This window comes from Tamaricihabitans halophyticus, assembly GCF_004340875.1.
Classification (GTDB): Bacteria; Actinomycetota; Actinomycetes; order Mycobacteriales; family Pseudonocardiaceae; genus Tamaricihabitans; species Tamaricihabitans halophyticus.
Map to the genome: position 1 here is coordinate 179,676 of NZ_SLXQ01000011.1, position 16,504 is coordinate 196,179.

Annotated in this window: 20 protein-coding genes; 8 read left to right on the forward strand and 12 right to left on the reverse strand. The window is 66.6% G+C overall.

The features are described 5' to 3' along the window. Positions 1–32 precede the first annotated feature (32 nt). From EV191_RS22215 to EV191_RS22230, 4 genes are all read left to right on the forward strand, one after another. Positions 33–821: an IclR family transcriptional regulator gene (locus EV191_RS22215; protein WP_132879072.1), complete on the forward strand. Its 789-nt coding sequence runs from the start codon at positions 33–35 to the stop codon at positions 819–821. A gap of 134 nt (positions 822–955) precedes the next feature. Next, positions 956–2,077: a zinc-binding dehydrogenase gene (locus EV191_RS22220; protein ID WP_132879073.1), complete on the forward strand. Its 1,122-nt coding sequence runs from the start codon at positions 956–958 to the stop codon at positions 2,075–2,077. Beyond that, positions 2,071–2,880: an IclR family transcriptional regulator gene (locus EV191_RS22225; protein ID WP_132879074.1), complete on the forward strand. Its 810-nt coding sequence runs from the start codon at positions 2,071–2,073 to the stop codon at positions 2,878–2,880. Before EV191_RS22220 ends, EV191_RS22225 begins: the two co-directional genes overlap by 7 nt. Continuing rightward, positions 2,877–3,410: a formaldehyde-activating enzyme gene (locus tag EV191_RS22230; RefSeq protein ID WP_165913055.1), complete on the forward strand. Its 534-nt coding sequence runs from the start codon at positions 2,877–2,879 to the stop codon at positions 3,408–3,410. The genes EV191_RS22225 and EV191_RS22230 overlap by 4 nt, the downstream gene beginning before the upstream one ends. 21 nt (positions 3,411–3,431) lie before the next feature. On the opposite strand, the gene hisI is transcribed toward EV191_RS22230, so the two are convergent. From hisI to hisF, 3 genes are read right to left on the reverse strand one after another with little or no spacing between them, the layout of a single operon-like run. Next, positions 3,432–3,818 (reverse strand): phosphoribosyl-AMP cyclohydrolase, encoded by a 387-nt coding sequence (gene hisI, locus EV191_RS22235; protein ID WP_132879133.1) that lies wholly within the window; start codon positions 3,816–3,818, stop codon positions 3,432–3,434. A gap of 37 nt (positions 3,819–3,855) precedes the next feature. After that, complete coding sequence (locus tag EV191_RS22240; protein ID WP_132879076.1) at positions 3,856–4,242, reverse strand: hypothetical protein; 387 nt, start codon at positions 4,240–4,242, stop codon at positions 3,856–3,858. After that, a complete protein-coding gene (hisF, locus tag EV191_RS22245) occupies positions 4,239–5,012 on the reverse strand; it encodes an imidazole glycerol phosphate synthase subunit HisF (RefSeq protein ID WP_132879077.1) in 774 nt (257 codons plus the stop codon). Before hisF ends, EV191_RS22240 begins: the two co-directional genes overlap by 4 nt. Positions 5,013–5,109: 97 nt before the next feature. Between hisF and EV191_RS22250 the strand changes: the two genes are divergently transcribed. The 3 genes from EV191_RS22250 to EV191_RS22260 are packed head-to-tail and all read left to right on the forward strand — an operon-like array spanning position 5,110 to position 7,179. Next, positions 5,110–5,718: a TetR/AcrR family transcriptional regulator gene (locus EV191_RS22250; RefSeq protein WP_132879078.1), complete on the forward strand. Its 609-nt coding sequence runs from the start codon at positions 5,110–5,112 to the stop codon at positions 5,716–5,718. A 4-nt stretch (positions 5,719–5,722) separates the two neighbouring features. Then, on the forward strand, positions 5,723–6,448 hold the full coding sequence (locus tag EV191_RS22255; protein ID WP_132879079.1) for an ABC transporter ATP-binding protein: 726 nt from the start codon (positions 5,723–5,725) through the stop codon (positions 6,446–6,448). Beyond that, a complete protein-coding gene (locus EV191_RS22260; protein ID WP_132879080.1) occupies positions 6,445–7,179 on the forward strand; it encodes an ABC transporter permease in 735 nt (244 codons plus the stop codon). The genes EV191_RS22255 and EV191_RS22260 overlap by 4 nt, the downstream gene beginning before the upstream one ends. A 155-nt stretch (positions 7,180–7,334) precedes the next feature. Here EV191_RS22260 and ehuD read toward each other — a convergent pair whose 3' ends face one another. The 8 genes from ehuD to EV191_RS22300 all read right to left on the reverse strand — a co-directional run bounded on the left by ehuD (position 7,335) and on the right by EV191_RS22300 (position 15,463). After that, on the reverse strand, positions 7,335–8,039 hold the full coding sequence (gene ehuD, locus EV191_RS22265) for an ectoine/hydroxyectoine ABC transporter permease subunit EhuD (RefSeq protein WP_207894613.1): 705 nt from the start codon (positions 8,037–8,039) through the stop codon (positions 7,335–7,337). Between the two features lie 7 nt (positions 8,040–8,046). Next, complete coding sequence (gene ehuC, locus EV191_RS22270) at positions 8,047–8,715, reverse strand: ectoine/hydroxyectoine ABC transporter permease subunit EhuC (RefSeq protein WP_132879082.1); 669 nt, start codon at positions 8,713–8,715, stop codon at positions 8,047–8,049. Between the two features lie 22 nt (positions 8,716–8,737). Further along, positions 8,738–9,625 carry an ectoine/hydroxyectoine ABC transporter substrate-binding protein EhuB gene (gene ehuB, locus EV191_RS22275; protein WP_132879083.1) on the reverse strand — a complete coding sequence of 296 codons (888 nt, stop codon included), beginning with the start codon at positions 9,623–9,625 and terminating at the stop codon, positions 8,738–8,740. Positions 9,626–9,878: 253 nt separating this feature from the next. Continuing rightward, positions 9,879–10,610 (reverse strand): bifunctional 1-(5-phosphoribosyl)-5-((5-phosphoribosylamino)methylideneamino)imidazole-4-carboxamide isomerase/phosphoribosylanthranilate isomerase PriA, encoded by a 732-nt coding sequence (gene priA / locus EV191_RS22280; protein ID WP_132879084.1) that lies wholly within the window; start codon positions 10,608–10,610, stop codon positions 9,879–9,881. Between the two features lie 45 nt (positions 10,611–10,655). Further along, a complete protein-coding gene (hisH, locus tag EV191_RS22285; protein WP_132879085.1) occupies positions 10,656–11,291 on the reverse strand; it encodes an imidazole glycerol phosphate synthase subunit HisH in 636 nt (211 codons plus the stop codon). Further along, positions 11,284–12,486 (reverse strand): MFS transporter, encoded by a 1,203-nt coding sequence (locus EV191_RS22290; RefSeq protein WP_132879086.1) that lies wholly within the window; start codon positions 12,484–12,486, stop codon positions 11,284–11,286. The genes hisH and EV191_RS22290 overlap by 8 nt, the downstream gene beginning before the upstream one ends. A gap of 139 nt (positions 12,487–12,625) precedes the next feature. Continuing rightward, positions 12,626–14,818 carry an MMPL family transporter gene (locus tag EV191_RS22295; RefSeq protein ID WP_132879087.1) on the reverse strand — a complete coding sequence of 731 codons (2,193 nt, stop codon included), beginning with the start codon at positions 14,816–14,818 and terminating at the stop codon, positions 12,626–12,628. A 36-nt stretch (positions 14,819–14,854) separates the two neighbouring features. Continuing rightward, positions 14,855–15,463: a TetR/AcrR family transcriptional regulator gene (locus EV191_RS22300; RefSeq protein ID WP_132879088.1), complete on the reverse strand. Its 609-nt coding sequence runs from the start codon at positions 15,461–15,463 to the stop codon at positions 14,855–14,857. 149 nt (positions 15,464–15,612) lie between these two features. Between EV191_RS22300 and soxR the strand changes: the two genes are divergently transcribed. Then, positions 15,613–16,074 carry a redox-sensitive transcriptional activator SoxR gene (gene soxR, locus EV191_RS22305; RefSeq protein WP_132879089.1) on the forward strand — a complete coding sequence of 154 codons (462 nt, stop codon included), beginning with the start codon at positions 15,613–15,615 and terminating at the stop codon, positions 16,072–16,074. Between the two features lie 38 nt (positions 16,075–16,112). On the opposite strand, the gene EV191_RS30175 is transcribed toward soxR, so the two are convergent. Continuing rightward, positions 16,113–16,274 (reverse strand): hypothetical protein, encoded by a 162-nt coding sequence (locus EV191_RS30175; protein ID WP_165913056.1) that lies wholly within the window; start codon positions 16,272–16,274, stop codon positions 16,113–16,115. Positions 16,275–16,504 lie beyond the last annotated feature (230 nt).

A 16,504-nucleotide genomic window follows, 5' to 3' on the forward strand; every position in this document is an offset into this window, starting at 1 on the left:
TATGCGGTGAGCGCAAGAACTAGGGTGTGCCCATGGCGGACGGGCCGGATAACCGGCATACCCCGCGATCCGCGGGGCTACGTAGGGATATGGACCTACTCGGCGCGCTCGCGGAGCGCGGCGGTTCAGCCGGGCTGGGCACCAGTGAGCTCGCCGAGCGGACTGGCAGGCAGCAGAGCCAGGTGTCCAGGGCACTCGCCGCGCTGGCCGACGAGGGGCTGGTGGAACGCGAACCGGGTTCCCGGCGGTACGCGCTCGGCTGGCGGCTCTTCGCGTTGGCCGCCCGCACGGCCGAGGCAAGGTTGGTGGACCGGGCGGCACTGGTGCTGCGCGCGCTGGCCAACGATCTCGGCGAGAACGCGCATCTGTGCCGGCTGCACGGCAGTACGGTGGCCACCCTGTTGACCGCTGAACCCGGCGGCGGCATTCCGGACGTTCACTGGGATATCGCGGATGTGCCCATCGCGATCACGTCGGCTGGCCGGGTGCTGCTCGCCGAGCACACCGCCGACGAGGTCGCGGCGCTGCTGCGCGAAGCCGGCGCGCCGGCCACCCAGCTGACGTCGGTGATGCGGCGCATCGGACAGGCCGCACGCATCGGCTATGCCATTGTGGACAGAGAGTTTTCGGCAACGCTCGCCGGCGCCTCCGCGCCGGTTCGCGACTTCCGGGGGGCCGTGGTTGCGGCGATCAACGTGTCCGGCTCGGCCACCGCGCTGGGCGGCCGACTGGACGGGATAGGCCTCGCCACCGCCACGGCAGCCACGCGGCTGAGTGAGAAATTGGGCTACGGCGGGAACAAAAGCCCGACGCTGTCTTGACAGGCGGTCTGGTCAACTCCACGCTGTCCCGGTCGAGGGAGGATCGGTTTCCATATCTGGAACCCGCAGGTTCGCCGCGACTGAGTTAGCTTCTATCACCCACACATCCGTGACGCCAGAAAAGGCGGAAAGCCATGCATGTCAACGCCGCCGTGCTAACTGAGCACAATGGACCACTAAGGCAGCGCGAGCTGTGGCTGGACGGTCCCGGGCCGCAGGAAGTGCTCGTCAAGATCGCCGCGACCAGTGTCTGCGCGAGCGATACGCATACGCGCAGTGGACGGATCCCTTCGCCGCTACCGGTGGTGCTCGGCCATGAGGGCGCTGGCGTGGTCGCCGCGACCGGACGGGACGTGACCGGGCTGGCGCCCGGTGACCACGTCGCGCTTTCCTGGATGCCCAACTGTGGGCGCTGCCGCTACTGCTCGGCTGGCCGGCCGGTGTTGTGCTCGGCCAGCGCGCCCGCGCTGCTGAACGGAACCCTGCTGGACGGCACGGTTCGGATGCGGGATGGCGAGCAGCCGGTGCACCACTACTCGTTCCTGTCCACCTTCGCCGATCACGCCGTCGTTCCGGCGAGCAGCGCTATCCGGATCCGTCACGACGTACCGCTCGCGGTGGCGGCGTTGGTCGGCTGCGGGGTTCTCACGGGCTACGGCGCGGTGGTGAACCGGGCCAAGGTCGAACCCGGGAGTTCCGTGCTGATCTACGGCGCGGGCGGGGTCGGACTATCCGCCGTGTTCGCCGCGCACAACTCGGGCGCGTTGCGCATCATCGTGGTCGATCCCCGGCAGGACAAACGAGACGGCGCGGCCGCGTTCGGCGCGACGCATGTCCTCGACCCCGAACACGAGGACGTGGCCACCGCGGTCCGCGCGATGACCGACGGGGCCGGCGCGGACGTCACGATCGACGCGGTTGGCAGGGAAGGACTGCTCGCCGAAGCGTTCGACGCGACGGCACCGGGCGGCACGATCGTCTGCGTTGGTGTTCCAGGACCGGAGGCCAGCGCCGCGGTGCCAGGCGCGCGCTTCGTCCGCGAGGAGAAGTACATCACCGGCAGCCTGTACGGTTCGAGCCGACCGGCCCAGGACATTCCCCGGCTGCTTGACCTGTTCGCGGCCGGGCGACTCCCGGTGGACAAACTGATCTCGCGCACCTATTCACTCGCCGGAATCAACGAAGCGTTCACCGACACGGTCGAAGGACATCTGCGTCGGGGTGTCGTGGTCGTCGACGAGGCACTCGCATGGTGAGCCCGGAGCAGCTGGATGTCGGGGAGGTACGGGCGCCAGCCGTCCGGCAGGCCTTTCTGATCCTGGACGCGCTCGCCGATGCGGAACGCGGGCTGCGGTTGACCGAACTCGTGGACCGGGTCGCCTTGCCGAAGAGCACGACCCATCGAATCCTGCATACGTTGTGCCAGCTTGGCGGGGTGGTACGCAGTGAGCGGTCCGGGACCTACCGGCTCGGCGAGCGACTCGCGACCTACTCGGAGTCCATTGTAGGCGTGCACAGTGGACTTCTCGGGGTGTTCTATCCGCTCGCCGAGCGGTTCCGTCAGGAGTACGACGAGACCATCCAGCTCGGCGTGTTGACCGGTACCGACGTCACTTTCATCGGCTACCTGGACTCCGCCCAGCCGGTCCGGCTGGACACCCGGATCGGTCGCCGGCTACCGGCGCACGCCTCGGCAGCGGGCAAAGCGATACTCGCCTTCCGCCCCGGACCGGACCTGGAGCTGGTGCTCGCCACGGGCCTGCCGGCGCGGACCGAGCGAACGGTCACCGAACCACGGCTCCTTCGCCGGCAGCTCGCCGAGGTCCGGGCGAGCGGCCGCGCGCTCGAGGTGGAGGAATCCTCGGCGAATCTGTCCTGTTTCGCCGCGCCGGTACGTGATTCGCGCGGCAGGGCACGCGCCGCGCTCACCGTATGCGTGCCGAACAACGCGGTCCCCGCGGACCGGGCGGGCGCGCTCCTCGACCAGGTCGGATCCCTGGCGGCGGAGATGTCTCGCCGGCTGTATGGCCAGCCAATCGAACAGGAGGAAGCAGGGTGACCGGGACAGACTCGGATATCGACGGACGGTTCGCGCAGGGCTGGGGTGGCAGGGCACCGCACGGCTGCCATGTGAACGTGCTGCTTGCCCGTAGGGGAAGCCCCACGGCCGCGGCGATCACCACGACCTTCACCACGCCGAGCGCGGGTTTCACCCCGATTCTGGTCTCGGTCGGGCCGGACCAGCCGAGTTACGAAACGCTCTACCCGCCGACCGTGATGCTGAACAAGACGGCGGCCACCGACGAGCGCACGTCGACCCTGCTATCCGGCGCGGCGCAACTCGGGATCGCCCAGGGCGTGCTGGACACGGTCGAAGCTGGTCTGCTCACCGCGGATCAGGACACCCTGGTGTTCGTCGCGGTATGGCTGGACCCAGCGGCAACGGAGGAGCAGGCGGTCCGGTTGGCGAGCAGGGAGGCTACCGCGGCGGCGGCAGGCGAGGCGGTTCGCGGGCGCACCGCGGCCGCGGCGAACGCACTGGTGCGCAACCGCGAAGAGCTCAGCCACCCCTTCTACACCGGTGGCTAGCACTCCCCTCCACCGCAATCGTTAGGGATCTTGTGGTGGGGGTAGGAGTACGTCCTCGTCGAAGCAGCTGTGCGCGCCGGTGTGGCAGGCAGGGCCGGTCTGCTCGACGACAAGCAACACCGTGTCCCCGTCACAGTCCAACCGGACCTCGCGCACGTACTGGGTGTGGCCGGACGTCGCGCCCTTAACCCACTGCTGATGACGGCTGCGCGAGAAGTAGGTCGCCTCCCTCGTGGTTAGCGTACGGTGCAGCGCCGCATCATCCATCCAGGCAACCATCAGCACGGTCCCCGTGCCATGTTCGGTCACCACCGCGCAGACCAGCCCGTCCGCGCCACGCTTCAGCCGGCCCGCGATCGCCGGATCGAGTTCGCCGCGCGGGTCCGGGGGCGCATCGCGCTCCGCCATCCGGTTCTCGGCCAACCAGTTCTCCGGCCGCCAGGTCTCAGGCATCCAACCCTCGCAGGTAGTCGCGTGCGGGGCCGGTGTTCACCAGCACGCCCGCGTAGATATAGCCAGCGGCGAGCACGCCGGAGCCAAGCCGCGCGAACCACTGCCCCTGACTGAACACGATCACCAGGTGCAGCAATGCGAAAACCACCACGATGACCACGGTGATACCCCAGACCAGGCGCATCCGGAACAGCAGCCCCACCGCCACCGCGAAGCCGAGCAACGCGGCGGTAGCCGGCGGTTGCAGACTCGCCGGAGTGGCATGCGGATCCACCGCGAGCAGGATCGCGCCCAGCGCCAGGAACACCAGGCCGGCACCGAATACGACCAGTGCCACAACCCGCAGTTCGACTGGCATCCGGGCGATGCGTTCCCTCACCGGACTTCCACCCCTGCGGCCCGCAGCGTGTCCTTCACCTCGCCGATCCGCAACTGGCCGAAGTGGAAGACGCTCGCCGCGAGCACCGCGTCGGCCCCTTCCGCGATGGCCGGCGGGAAATGCGCCAGCTCGCCCGCTCCGCCACTGGCGATCACCGGGATCCGCACCACCGCCCGGACAAGTCGAATGAGCTCCAGGTCGAATCCGACCTTCGTGCCGTCCGCGTCCATCGAGTTCAGCAGGATCTCGCCAACTCCGAGTTCCGCGCCCCGCCGCGCCCAGGCGACCGCGTCGATCCCGGTGCCGCGCCGGCCGCCGTGCGTCGTGACCTCGAAGCCAGACTCCGTCGGCTGACCGGATTCCGGTACCCGCCGCGCGTCCACGGACAGCACCACGCATTGCGAACCGAACCGTTCGGCGGCTTCCCGCAGTAACTCCGGTCGATCGATGGCCGCGGTGTTGATGCTCACCTTGTCCGCGCCGGCACGCAGCAACTTGTCCACATCGGAGACCGCGCGAACCCCGCCACCGACGGTCAGCGGGATGAACACCTGCTCAGCGGTGCGACGCACCATCTCGTAGGTGGTCGCCCGGTCCCCGCTGGAGGCCGTGACGTCAAGAAAGGTCAGTTCATCCGCGCCTTCGGCGTCGTAGGCGCGGGCGAGCTCGACCGGATCGCCCGCATCGCGCAGATCGGTGAAGTTCACGCCTTTGACGACCCTGCCGGCGTCCACGTCGAGACAGGGAATAACCCGAACGGCCACTGACATGACTCGTAGCCTACGTGGCGACGGATACTGGCCCAGTAGGCCGTGGGTGATACCGGGCTCCAGGACGCGGGGCCCAGATACGACGAGGAGCACGAGGATGGCGCAGGCCGGCAGGCGACCTGGCAACAGCAACACCCGTGAAGCAGTGCTGGCCGCGGCGCGTAATCAGTTCAGCGCGAAGGGCTACCAGGGCGCCACGATTCGTGGAATCGCAGCCGAGGCCGGGGTGAACGCCGCCATGGTCCACCACTTCTTCGGCTCCAAGGAGGCGGTGTTCGGCGCCGCGCTGCGGGTGCCGGTGGACCCGCAAAGGGTCGTCGGCACGATCCTGGACGGGCCCCGGGAGCAGATCGGCGAGCGGCTGGCACGGATGTTCCTGGGCTTCTGGCAGGACACCGAAACGCGCGCACCGTTCCTCGCCCTGCTGCGGTCGGTGACCAGCGATGACCGAACGGCCGCACTGTTCAAAGAGTTCGTCGGCGAAGCGGTCTTCAGCCGGGTCTCCGAAGCGCTCGGCGTACCTCGGCTCCGGCTGAATCTCGCGATGACCCAGATGGTCGGCCTCGCGATCGGTCGATTCGTGATTGGTGTCGAACCGCTGCGGGAGGCGGATACCGAGGAGGTCGTCGAGCTGGTCGCGCCGGTGATTCAGTACTACCTCACCGGTACGGGTGTTGACCCCACGATTCACCAGGCGCAGAATTAAACGTATGGATAATTACTCGGCCGTCGTCGTGGAGGGCCTGCGCGTGGACCGCGGCGGTCACCAGGTGCTGCACGATCTGACTTTCGGCATCCCCACTGGCTCGATCACCGGGCTCCTCGGCCCCAGCGGCTGCGGCAAGACGACCCTGATGCGGGCGGTCGTCGGCGTTCAGATCGTGGCCGGCGGCGCCGTCACCGTGCTCGGCAAACCCGCCGGTCACCCCTCGTTGCGGAACAAGATCGGCTACGCGACGCAGAACCCGGCGACCTATGCCGATCTGACCGTCCGGGAATCCCTGCGCTACTTCGCGGCGGTACTCGGCGCGCCGCGCACCGACGTGGACAGGGTGATCACCGAGGTGGGCCTTGGCGACCATGCCGACAAGCTGGTCGGGCGACTGTCCGGCGGGCAGCGGTCACGGGCCAGCCTCGGGGTCGCGTTGCTCGGCGATCCGAAGCTGGTCGTGCTCGATGAACCGACGGTTGGTCTCGACCCGGTGCTGCGCGAAGAACTGTGGACCTTGTTCGACAACCTCGCCAAGCGTGGCGTGACCCTGCTGGTGTCCAGCCATGTGATGGACGAGGCCGCTCGCTGCGAACGGCTGCTGTTGATGCGCGAGGGCCGGATTCTCGCCGACGAGACCCCGGAAGAGCTGCGAAGCCAGACCGGCCAGTACGACCTCGAGCGGGCGTTCCTGCGGTTGATCGCCGATTCGGAGGTACCGGCATGAGCGTCGCCATCACCCTGGCCACCACCAGGCGAATCCTCACCCAACTCAAACACGACAAGCGCACCGTGGTGATGATGCTGGTCGTACCGTCCCTGCTGATGGTGCTGCTGCGGTACATGTTCAACTCCGAACTGGCCTTCTCCCGGGTCGCGCCGGCACTACTCGGAGTCTTTCCTTTCCTGATCATGTTCCTGGTCACCTCGATCACCACGCTGCGGGAACGCACCACGGCGACGCTGGAACGGCTGATGACCATGCCGCTCGGCAAGCTGGACCTGCTGTTCGGCTACGCGATCGCGTTCGGTGCGCTCGCGCTCCTGCAGGTGGCGCTCGCCACCGGTATCTCGGTGGCCTGGCTTGGCCTGGAGATCGCCGGGTCACTGACCCTGCTGCTGGTCATCGCCATGCTGGACGCCCTGCTTGGGGTAGCACTCGGACTGCTGGTCAGTGCGTTCGCCCGCACCGAGTTCCAGGCGGTGCAGTTCATGCCGGTCGTGGTGCTCCCGCAGGCGCTGCTCTGCGGTCTGTTCCTGCCGCGCGAGGAGATGGGCTGGGTGCTGGAATGGTTGTCCAACATCCTGCCGCTGTCGTATGCGGTCGAAGCACTCAACAAGGTCACCGCCACCACGGACGTGGATGGCACGTTGCTCCGCGATCTGGTGATCGTCGCCGGCAGCGCGCTGCTCGCGCTGGTGATCGGCGCGGCGACGCTGCGTCGGCGTACCCCGTAGGTGGTTTGCTGACGTGCCGGCTATGCCGGTAGTGCCATCCGTCGAACCGCTCGGCCAGCTCCTCCCCCAGCGGATTGTCCGCGCCATGGTGCCGTCCACCCCGGTCGAGTGGCGACACACCGGTCCGGCGCCCGAGGCGTGATCGGTGGTTGCCGCTACGAGCGGCCGGCCGCCGCGCTGTCCGCGGCTGCCGGTTCGGCGAGCTCCCCGGCCGCACCCATGCGCCGCTCGAGCCGGCGGACGCCGATGCTGGCCAGGTAGCTGATCGCGAGAAAGAGCGCCGCGGCCATGGTGAGTGGTTCGAGATAGCGGTAGGTCAGCCCACCGATCTGTTTCGCGGTGGTGAGCAGTTCGAACAAGCCGATCGCGCCAACGATCGCGGAGTCCTTGAACATCTGGTTCACGTAGTTGCCGAGTGCCGGGATCACTCGAGGGATCGCCTGCGGCAGGATCACCGCACGCCAGATCCGCCCGGTGGACAGGTTCAGCGCCTTGCCGGCTTCCCACTGGCCCTGTGGCACTCCTTCGATGCCGGCCCGGTAGCACTCCGCGGTATAGGCGCTGTAGTTCAGCCCGAGCACGATGATTCCGGTAGCCAGTACCGGCAGCTGGATGCCGTACTTCGGCAGTACATAGAAGACGAAGAACAGCTGCACCAGAAACGGCGTACCGCGCAGCACCTCGATGATCGCGCCGATCAGCCAGCGCAACGGGGCGAACGGGGTGCGTCGCAGGATGGCCAGCAGCAGACCCAACAACAGCGCGAGTACCGAACCGCCGAGGGTGAGCTGAATGGTGACCCAAAGGCCTTCGAGCAGCGTAGGCACCGATTGCCAGGCGAAATTCCAGTCCCAGTACATCGCCAGATCACTCCTTGCCCGGGGCGTAGGCGAGTCCGGCCGGCATCCGTCGTTCCAGTGTTCGACGCAGCAGCGAGATCGCGTTCGTCAGGATCAGGTAGACCACGACGAGAATCCCGAAAATAATCGTGGTTTCCCCGGTCGTCGCCCTGATCAGCTGGGCCCGGTAGGTCAGGTCGAGCACGGTCACCAGGGACACCAGCGAGGTGTTCTTCATCAGGTCGATCGCCACGTTGCCAAGCGGTGGCAGCATTCCCACAAAGGCCTGCGGCAGTATCACCTTGCGCAGGGTGGTCCCCTTGGGCATGTTCAGCGCGGTAGCGGCCTCCCATTGCGTTCGTGGCACCGACTGCACGGCACCGCGAACCACCTCCGCCGCGTAGCTGCCCTGGTTCAGGCCGAGCACCAACACTCCGGCAAGCAACGGGGAAAGCCTGATGTCCAGGAACAACGGCAGCGCGTAGAAGAACCAGAACAGCTGCACGATCGCTGAGGTGCCTCGAAACACCTCGATGAACACCGCGCATGGCCAGCGAATCAGCCGGACCGGTGACATTCTGCCCAGGCCCGTCAGGAAGGCGACGACCAGGGCAAGCGCGAGGCCAAGCACGAAAATCTGTAGTGTGACCCAGATTCCCTGAAAGAAGTACGGGAGGAAGGCTGCTACCGCGTCCACATTGGCCCCCAACTAGACATACTTACCCGGGCGCCTGGCATAGTTCCTCCGCCGTAGTGTTGATCGCCTCATCGGCTGGGAAGCCCCATGGCTCGATAATCGCCGCGAACTCACCGCTGTCCTTGAGTTCCTGGAACTTCTCGTTGAACAGATCGCGGAAGTACCCGTCGGTCTTGCGGAAGCCGACACCCGATCCGGTCGGGGCGATATCCGGGACTGGCGGGCTGACCTCGATATCACTCGCGTTGTCCGCGACGAGCTCGCGCAACGACAGCGTCGGCAACAGGAACACGTCCACCCTGCCGGCTTGCAGGCCCTCAATCCCGCTACGCCCATCCGGCACGGCCGAGATCTGTCCACGAGGAACCTTTTCAGTCCTAAGTAGACCATCCTCGTATCCGCCGGCGAGCACCGCGATAGTGATCGAACTGTCCGCTTTGACGTCGGCCAAGGTTTCGATCCCCGTTGGATTTCCCTTGCGAAGCGCGAAGGACTCGGTGGAGACGATATCTGGTTCGGAATAGATGATCTCCGCGCAGCGGGATCTGTTCATGTACAACCCAGCGGTGATCAGATCCCACTGGCGGGCGTTCAGGCCCGGGATCATGCCCTCATAGGGGGTGATGATGCCCTGCACGTCATCGATCCCCATCATGCGCAGGACCGCGCGTGCCACCTCCGGCTCCGCCCCGGTGACCGAGCCATCCGTCTTGATCTGGGTGTATGGCGGTTCATTGCCGATGGCCAGCCTTGCCACACCAGCACTGCGTAGCTCGTTCAGCATGGCCTTGCCGGTGTCTCCGGTGGGCAGCTCAGCGCAACCGGTGAGCGAGGAACCCAGTACCAGCCCGCCACCCAAAGCCGCGGCACCACCGAGGAACCTTCGGCGCGTGAACCATCCGTCCGCCATACCGCCCACCCATCGTCGAGATCGACATGAAACTAGGCGGGATGCTCGGCAACGTCAACGAGCGTCACACACTGATCGTGGCAAAACCCTAGAATCGGCTGATGGTCAGTACAGTCCACGAACTCGCCGCGAGCAGATATGTGCTCGCGGCCACATCTCGCGGAGTGCCCAATCCGAACGATCGTGATGATCAGGACACGCGCGAACGCTGAGTGACCACTCTGGACTGACCACTCAGCGCGGCGCCAGTTGACTACTGAACGGCGGCGAGTGCTTCGGGCAGCGTGAAGGCGCCGGCGTACAACGCCTTGCCAATGATCGCGCCCTCCACCCCATCCTCGCTCAACCGCGCCAGTTCGCGTAGATCATCCACGGCGGACACTCCGCCGGAAGCAATCACCGCGGCATCGGTCCGGGCACAGACCTGGCGCAGCAGCTCGATATTCGGACCACGCAGCGTGCCGTCCTTACTCACATCCGTCACCACGTAGCGCGGACAGCCGTCCGCGTCCAGCCGCTCGAGCACCTCCCAGAGGTCCCCACCGTCCCGCGTCCAGCCCCGCGCCACCAGCCGGTGCCCCGCTTCGGTGATCCGGACGTCGAGCCCGACCGCGACCCGTTCACCGTGCTCGGCGACGGCCTTGGCGCACCACTCGGGGTCCTCCAAGGCCGCGGTACCCAGGTTCACCCGCGCGCAACCGGTGTCCAGCGCGGCGCGCAACGACTCGTCGTCTCGGATACCTCCGGAGAGTTCGACCGAGACGTCCAGGGCGCGCACCACATTGGCGAGCAGCTCATGGTTGGTCCCTCGGCCAAAGGCGGCGTCGAGATCAACGAGATGAATCCACTCGGCCCCATCCGTTTGCCAGGCAAGCGCCGCGTCGAGCGGGTCGCCATAGGACGTCTCGGTGCCCGCGGCACCCTGTACCAGACGGACGGCCATACCTTCGGCCACATCGACAGCGGGAAGCAGCGTGAATGTCACCCGCATACCCTAAAACCAGACTGGTCACGCTGGTCTCCGGGGTGCCTAGCCGTTCACCCCGGTCACCCAGTTACGCAGCAGCTCGGCGCCCGCGTCCCCGGACTTCTCCGGGTGGAACTGGGTTGCCGCCAGCGGTCCGTGCTCGACGGCGGCGACGAAATCGTCCCCGTGCGTGGCCCAGGTGACCAGGGCTGGCTGCTGCGGGGGCGCGGCGACCTGAGTCCACTCCCGCGCCGCGTAGCTGTGGACGAAGTAGAACCTCTCGTCGATGTCCAGCCCGGCGAACAGCCGGGAGCCAGCCGGCGAGCGCACGGTGTTCCAGCCCATGTGCGGCAGTACCGGGGCGCGTAGTTGGTCCACCACACCTGGCCATTCACCGCAGCCTTCGGTGTGCTGTCCATGTTCCACGCCGCGCTCGAAAAGGATCTGCATACCCACGCAAATCCCCAACACCGGACGGCCGCCAGCCAACCGGCGGCCGATGATGCGATGTCCGCCGACGGCGCGCAACCCGGCCATACACGCGGCGAACGCGCCCACTCCTGGGACGACGAGACCGTCGCAGTCGAGTGCCGCGTCCGGATCCGCGGTGACCTCGACCTCAGCGCCGGCGCGATGCAACGCACGCTGCGCGGAGCGGAGGTTTCCTGATCCGTAGTCCAGTACGACGACCTTAGGCACGGTCCAAGGCTACGTCACGGCTGTCGTCCCGTTCCGGTGCGGCGGTCCGCCGTACCCGCCTGGCCACCACGACCGCGGGGAGGAGCACGGCGAGCAGCAAACCGGCGGACACGCCAAATGCGGCCACGAATCCGGGGCCGGTGACGATGGCGCCAATCAGCACGGCACCCAGACCGTAGCCGCCGTCGATGGCCACGTTCCAGTTCGCGCTGGCCAGGCCGTAGCGATACGGCGGGACCCGGTGGAACATCACGACGAGCGCGTCGTTCTGGATCACCCCATAGCCAAGGCCGAACAGCGCGCCGGCGAGCACCGCGAGCCAGCCCGAACTCGCCGCGATCGCGAGGGCGATCCCGGCGAGTCCAGCCGCACCGAGCAATACACCTGCGGGAAGCTGCTGGCCAGGGGCCAGCATCCGGTCCGCGACGACACCCGAAGCCCAGCGACCCAGCAGCATCGCGGAACCGACCGCGAGCAACACCAGTACCGATGTCGATATCGACATCGGTACGAACGTGACGACGGCACCGTAGCCAAGTCCCACGGCGAACGCCGCCAACCATGGACCAAGCAGGGCACGTAGTTGCGCGATCGGCCGGCCACCCCCAGGTGGGGTGAGCTGACCGGACAGCCGGGGCAGCAGCAGCGCGGGCACGCAACCGAGTACGGGCACGATGCCGGTGAGCCAGAACACTCCCGGGTAGCTCCAGTTCTCCGCCAGCCACACCCCAGCCGGCAGCCCGACCAGCTGCGGGAGCGTGACCGCGACACCTTGCAGTCCGGAGCCGCGGCCAAGCTCGTGCCGGGGCAGTAGTTCCGCGACAAGCGCGCTCCCGGTGACCGTGGTGAGCCCGAAGCCGATACCGCGAATCGCGGAGAGCACCAGCATCGGTTCCGCGTCGGTGATGAAGCCGAACAGTGGTGCGGGCGCGCCAAGCAGCAAACAGCCGAGGGCCAGGGTGAGCCGGTAACCAAGCTTGCGGCTCAGCCACGGCGTGCCGAGTTGGGCGAGCACCGTGGTGGCCATGAACAGGCCGCTCATAGTGCCGCCGACGAACTCACTCGCCCCGCCCCGGACGGCCCACAGCGGCAGCACCGGCAGCAAGGTGGCGTAGCCAATCGACATACAGACCACCGCGCAGATCAGCAGCAGAAAATTCCTGCTGTACAAAGCGGTGTTCGCGCTGCGGCTCATGAGACATTTCTAGTCGACGCGCCGCATCCGGTCTATGGTCCGCTCGCCACACCCGTACCCGCCATTACGGCGAGACGCGAGAGACCCCCAGGTGGCTGTCACCCGGGGGTCTCATCGGCCGATTGCGGAACGTACTTCGTTAAACGGACACGGTCTCCTGGCGCGTGCGTTCGCGCTTTTCCGCCTGCTTGTCCAGTTCGGCACCCTCCACGTCCACGTTGGGCGTGATCCGGTCCAGCCATCGCGGATACCACCACGCTGCCTTGCCGAACAGCGTCATCAGTGCCGGCACCAGCGTCATCCGCACCACGAACGCGTCGACCGCGACGCCGAAGGCCAGCGCGAAGCCAAGCGACTTGATGATCGGATCAGCGGAGAACACGAAGCCAAGGAACACCGAAGCCATGATCAACGCGGCCGCGGTCACCACTCGCGCGCTGTGCCCGAATCCGTCTACCACGGCCTTACGCGGGTCCGCACCGTGCACATAGGACTCTCGCATACCGGAAACGAGGAACACTTCGTAGTCCATCGCTAGTCCAAAAAGGATACCAACAAGGATGATCGGCAGGAAGCTGATGATCGGCGCGCCCTCGGTGATACCGACCAGATCCTTCAGCCAACCCCACTGGAAGATCGCGACCACGACACCGATCGAGGAAGCCACCGTCAGTAGGAATCCGGCGGTCGCCTTCAGCGGGACGAGCAGCGAGCGGAACATCACCGCGAGCAGGATCAGCGACAGGCCGACGATCACCACCAGGTACACCGGAAGCGCCTCGCTGAGCTTTTCGGACACGTCGATGTTCATCGCCGTCTGGCCGGTCACCGAGATCTCCGCCCCGGTGCTCGCCTGAATCTCGTCGGCCTGGCCGCGCAGCTCGTGCACCAGATCCTTGGTGGCCATATCAGACGGTCCGCTGCTCGGAATCAGCTGCAGCAGTCCGGTTGTGCCATCCGGACTCACCCCGGCCGGCTGTACCGCGGTGACGTCGGGGACTTGCTGCAAGGTACCGGCCAGCTGCTGCAAGCCGGCCTGCGGATTGGCCCCGTTCGGCAGCTCGGCGACCACCAGCAGCGGGCCGGAGAATCCCGAGCCGAAACCTTCCTCAACCATCTCGTGGGCTCGCTGCGGCGCGCTGCCCTCTTGTGCCGTGGAGTCGTCCGGCAGGCCGAGTTCCAGCGAGAAGGCGGGGACCGCCAGCACACCAAGGGACACCAGCACCAGCGCGAAGGTGGCGATCGGTCGCTTGGCCACGCCGCGTGCCCAGCGGAATCCGAAACTCGGCTTGGCCGAGCTGCCGGCTTGCTCCGCGGCCTTCGCGCGCGCCTTCGGCGAGACGATGCGCTCGCCGACCATCCCGAGTACCGCCGGCAGGAAGGTGATTGCCACCAGTACGGCGATGGCCACGGTGGCCGCCGCGGCGATACCCATCACGGACAGGAACGGAATCCCGACCACGGACAACCCGGCGAGCGCGATGATCACCGTCAGCCCAGCGAAGAACACCGCACTGCCGGCCGTGCCGATCGCCCGCGGAATCGACTCCGTCACCGACATCCCGTCCAGCACCTGTCGCCGGTGCCGGTGCACGATGAACAAGGCGTAGTCGATACCGACCGCGAGCCCCAGCATCATCGCCAGAATCGGTGAGGTACTGGACATGTCGATGAATCCGGTAAGCGCGTAGATCCCGCCGATCCCGATACCGACACCGACCAAGGCGCTCAGCAACGGCATGCCGGCCGCGATCAGCGAGCCAAAGGTGATCACCAGAACCATCGCGGCGATCGCCACACCAATGGCCTCCAGCGCACTGATGGCTGGCATCTCACCGGCGATCACCTGGCTGTAGCCGACCTCGACGCCGACCTGCTCCACCTGGTCGACAGCGCTGGTGATCTGATCCTTGGCCTGGTCACTCACCCCTTCCATCGGCACCGAGAACTGCACCTGCGCCATCGCGATGCGCTGGTCCGGCGATACGGTGCCGAACTGGAACGGGTCCACCGCGGCGACGACCTGGTCAGCCTGGCTGACCTCCTGCACCGCGGCACTGATCGCGCCGCGCGCCTCGGCACTGAGCTGCTCACCCTCCGGTGCACCGAAGACCACCCTGCCGGACGCGCCGGCCGCTTCCGGCATCTGCTCCTCGAGGCGGTCCAGCGTTTCCTGCGATTCGGTACCCGGGATGGCGAACTGATTGCTGGTTTGACCAGTGAAGGCCGCCGCGGCGCCACCCGCGATCGCCAGCACCAGTACCCAGACTGTCACCACCAAGCCGCGCTTGCGCCGCGCCGCGTCGGCGAGGCGGTACAACAACGTTGCCATGCAGTCTCCTCAGGAAAATCAGGTGTACGACACCGATCAGCGCCGATCGGCTGGCTGGCGAAAACCGTTACGTAGATAGTCAAAAGCCTCGTCGAGCCGTGCCCGCAGGTCGTCCTGCGAAAGCGGCTGCCCGGTATGGCCGAACTCCAGCGCCGCCTCCGCCGCGGTGACCGCGACGTTCAGCAGCAACCAGGAGTAGAGCGTGTCCTGCAGTTCCGGATGCAGCCTGATGAGGACTTCATGTGCCGATCGGACCATCCGGTCCCGCTGCCCGAGCGCGTAGGGACGTAGCTCCGGGCATCGGTTGGACAGTTCGTGCAACGCCGCCAGCCGCGGCCCCCGCTCCCCCGTCGCGGCGCGGGAGGCCAGCCGGCACACCGAGTCGATCAGTGACTCGTCCGCCGGCTCCTGCTCGAACTCGACAAGCAAGTCCTCGACAAGTATGTCGACGACCGCGACAACCGCCTCCTCCTTGCGGTTGAAGTAGTTGAAGAACGTCCGGCGGGATACGCCGGCGCGTTCGGCGACGTCCTCGATGTGAAACTCATGCAGGCCCCGTTCGGCGGCGAGCTCAAAGGCCGCGTTGGCCAGCGAACGCCACGTCTGCAGCTTCTTGGCCTCGCGATGGCCGAGTTTGGACGTCATGCTCACCACGATAGGTAAGATTTTGCCCTAAGTGCAATTTTTCTCGAAGTGCAAAAATGTGATGGTCGCTACGTTTCGCTCGCCACTAGAAATGATCTTCATCGAGGGGCAACTTCGACCTAACTTGAGGTCACCGGTAGCCTGGCGGGGTGAGCAAGCTTCCCCATCACCTCACGATTGGCCAGGTCTCCGATCGCAGTGGCGTACCGCACACCGCGTTGCGTTTCTACGAAGACAAGGGCCTCGTGACCGCAGAACGCTCCGGCGGCAATCAGCGACGGTATCCGCGCTCGGTGCTCCGCCGGCTGGCGTTCATCCGTGCCGCGCAGCGGGTAGGGCTGAGCCTGGAGGACATCCGGGATGCGCTGAGCATGCTGCCCGCGGATCATGCGCCAACCAAAGCGGACTGGACCAGACTGTCCCGTTCCTGGCAAGCCGAGCTAGACGCGCGAATTGATGCCCTGCAGCGGCTACGCGACCGGCTGACCGGATGCGTCGGCTGCGGCTGCCTGTCACTGCGTAGCTGTTCGCTACAGAACGGCGATGATGAGATGGCCCGGTTTGGCCCAGGTTCGCCGCGTTTGAAGCCAGGTAGCGAAGGCGGTATCTGATCCGCCCGTCGCGGATATGGCCGCGGACGGCCCGCGCGTCAGCTCGATACGAGCCAGGTGATCGCCCCACCAGCGGCCAGCAGAGCAAGCAGGGCGAGCACGATGGCGACCAGCTTGGCCGTCTTCCATGTCGAGTACACGCCGCCGACGAGGAATCCAGCGAGAGCCAGCAAGCCGATCACGATGACTTCGGTAGGCACCCGATCCTCATTTCCTGGCGGCGACAGTGATTCCCGCGCACCATACACCGAACCCGAGCGCAACCAGCGTCTACCCGTACCGAAACGCAGGTACTGAGCGGGCCGGCGGCACCCCTGGCGATCGCAATCTTTAGGTGTATTGATCTGGGAGGTTGGGTACGCGTGTGGTGGGTGGGCCGCCGATGCTGGTGTGGCCGCGGTGGTGATTGTAGTAGTGCAGCCAGGGGGTG

Bases quoted from the DNA above. Each gene is read 5' to 3' on its own strand.
- EV191_RS22215 (WP_132879072.1), top strand. From the start codon at position 33: ATGGCGGACGGGCCGGATAACCGGCATACCCCGCGATCCGCGGGGCTA.
- EV191_RS22220 (WP_132879073.1), top strand. From the start codon at position 956: ATGCATGTCAACGCCGCCGTGCTAACTGAGCACAATGGACCACTAAGG.
- EV191_RS22225 (WP_132879074.1), top strand. From the start codon at position 2,071: ATGGTGAGCCCGGAGCAGCTGGATGTCGGGGAGGTACGGGCGCCAGCC.
- hisI (WP_132879133.1), bottom strand. From the start codon at position 3,818: ATGGCGGAGCGCGATGCGCCCCCGGACCCGCGCGGCGAACTCGATCCG.
- hisF (WP_132879077.1), bottom strand. From the start codon at position 5,012: ATGTCAGTGGCCGTTCGGGTTATTCCCTGTCTCGACGTGGACGCCGGC.
- EV191_RS22250 (WP_132879078.1), top strand. From the start codon at position 5,110: ATGGCGCAGGCCGGCAGGCGACCTGGCAACAGCAACACCCGTGAAGCA.
- EV191_RS22255 (WP_132879079.1), top strand. From the start codon at position 5,723: ATGGATAATTACTCGGCCGTCGTCGTGGAGGGCCTGCGCGTGGACCGC.
- EV191_RS22260 (WP_132879080.1), top strand. From the start codon at position 6,445: ATGAGCGTCGCCATCACCCTGGCCACCACCAGGCGAATCCTCACCCAA.
- ehuD (WP_207894613.1), bottom strand. From the start codon at position 8,039: ATGTACTGGGACTGGAATTTCGCCTGGCAATCGGTGCCTACGCTGCTC.
- ehuB (WP_132879083.1), bottom strand. From the start codon at position 9,625: ATGGCGGACGGATGGTTCACGCGCCGAAGGTTCCTCGGTGGTGCCGCG.
- EV191_RS22290 (WP_132879086.1), bottom strand. From the start codon at position 12,486: ATGAGCCGCAGCGCGAACACCGCTTTGTACAGCAGGAATTTTCTGCTG.
- EV191_RS22295 (WP_132879087.1), bottom strand. From the start codon at position 14,818: ATGGCAACGTTGTTGTACCGCCTCGCCGACGCGGCGCGGCGCAAGCGC.
- EV191_RS22300 (WP_132879088.1), bottom strand. From the start codon at position 15,463: ATGACGTCCAAACTCGGCCATCGCGAGGCCAAGAAGCTGCAGACGTGG.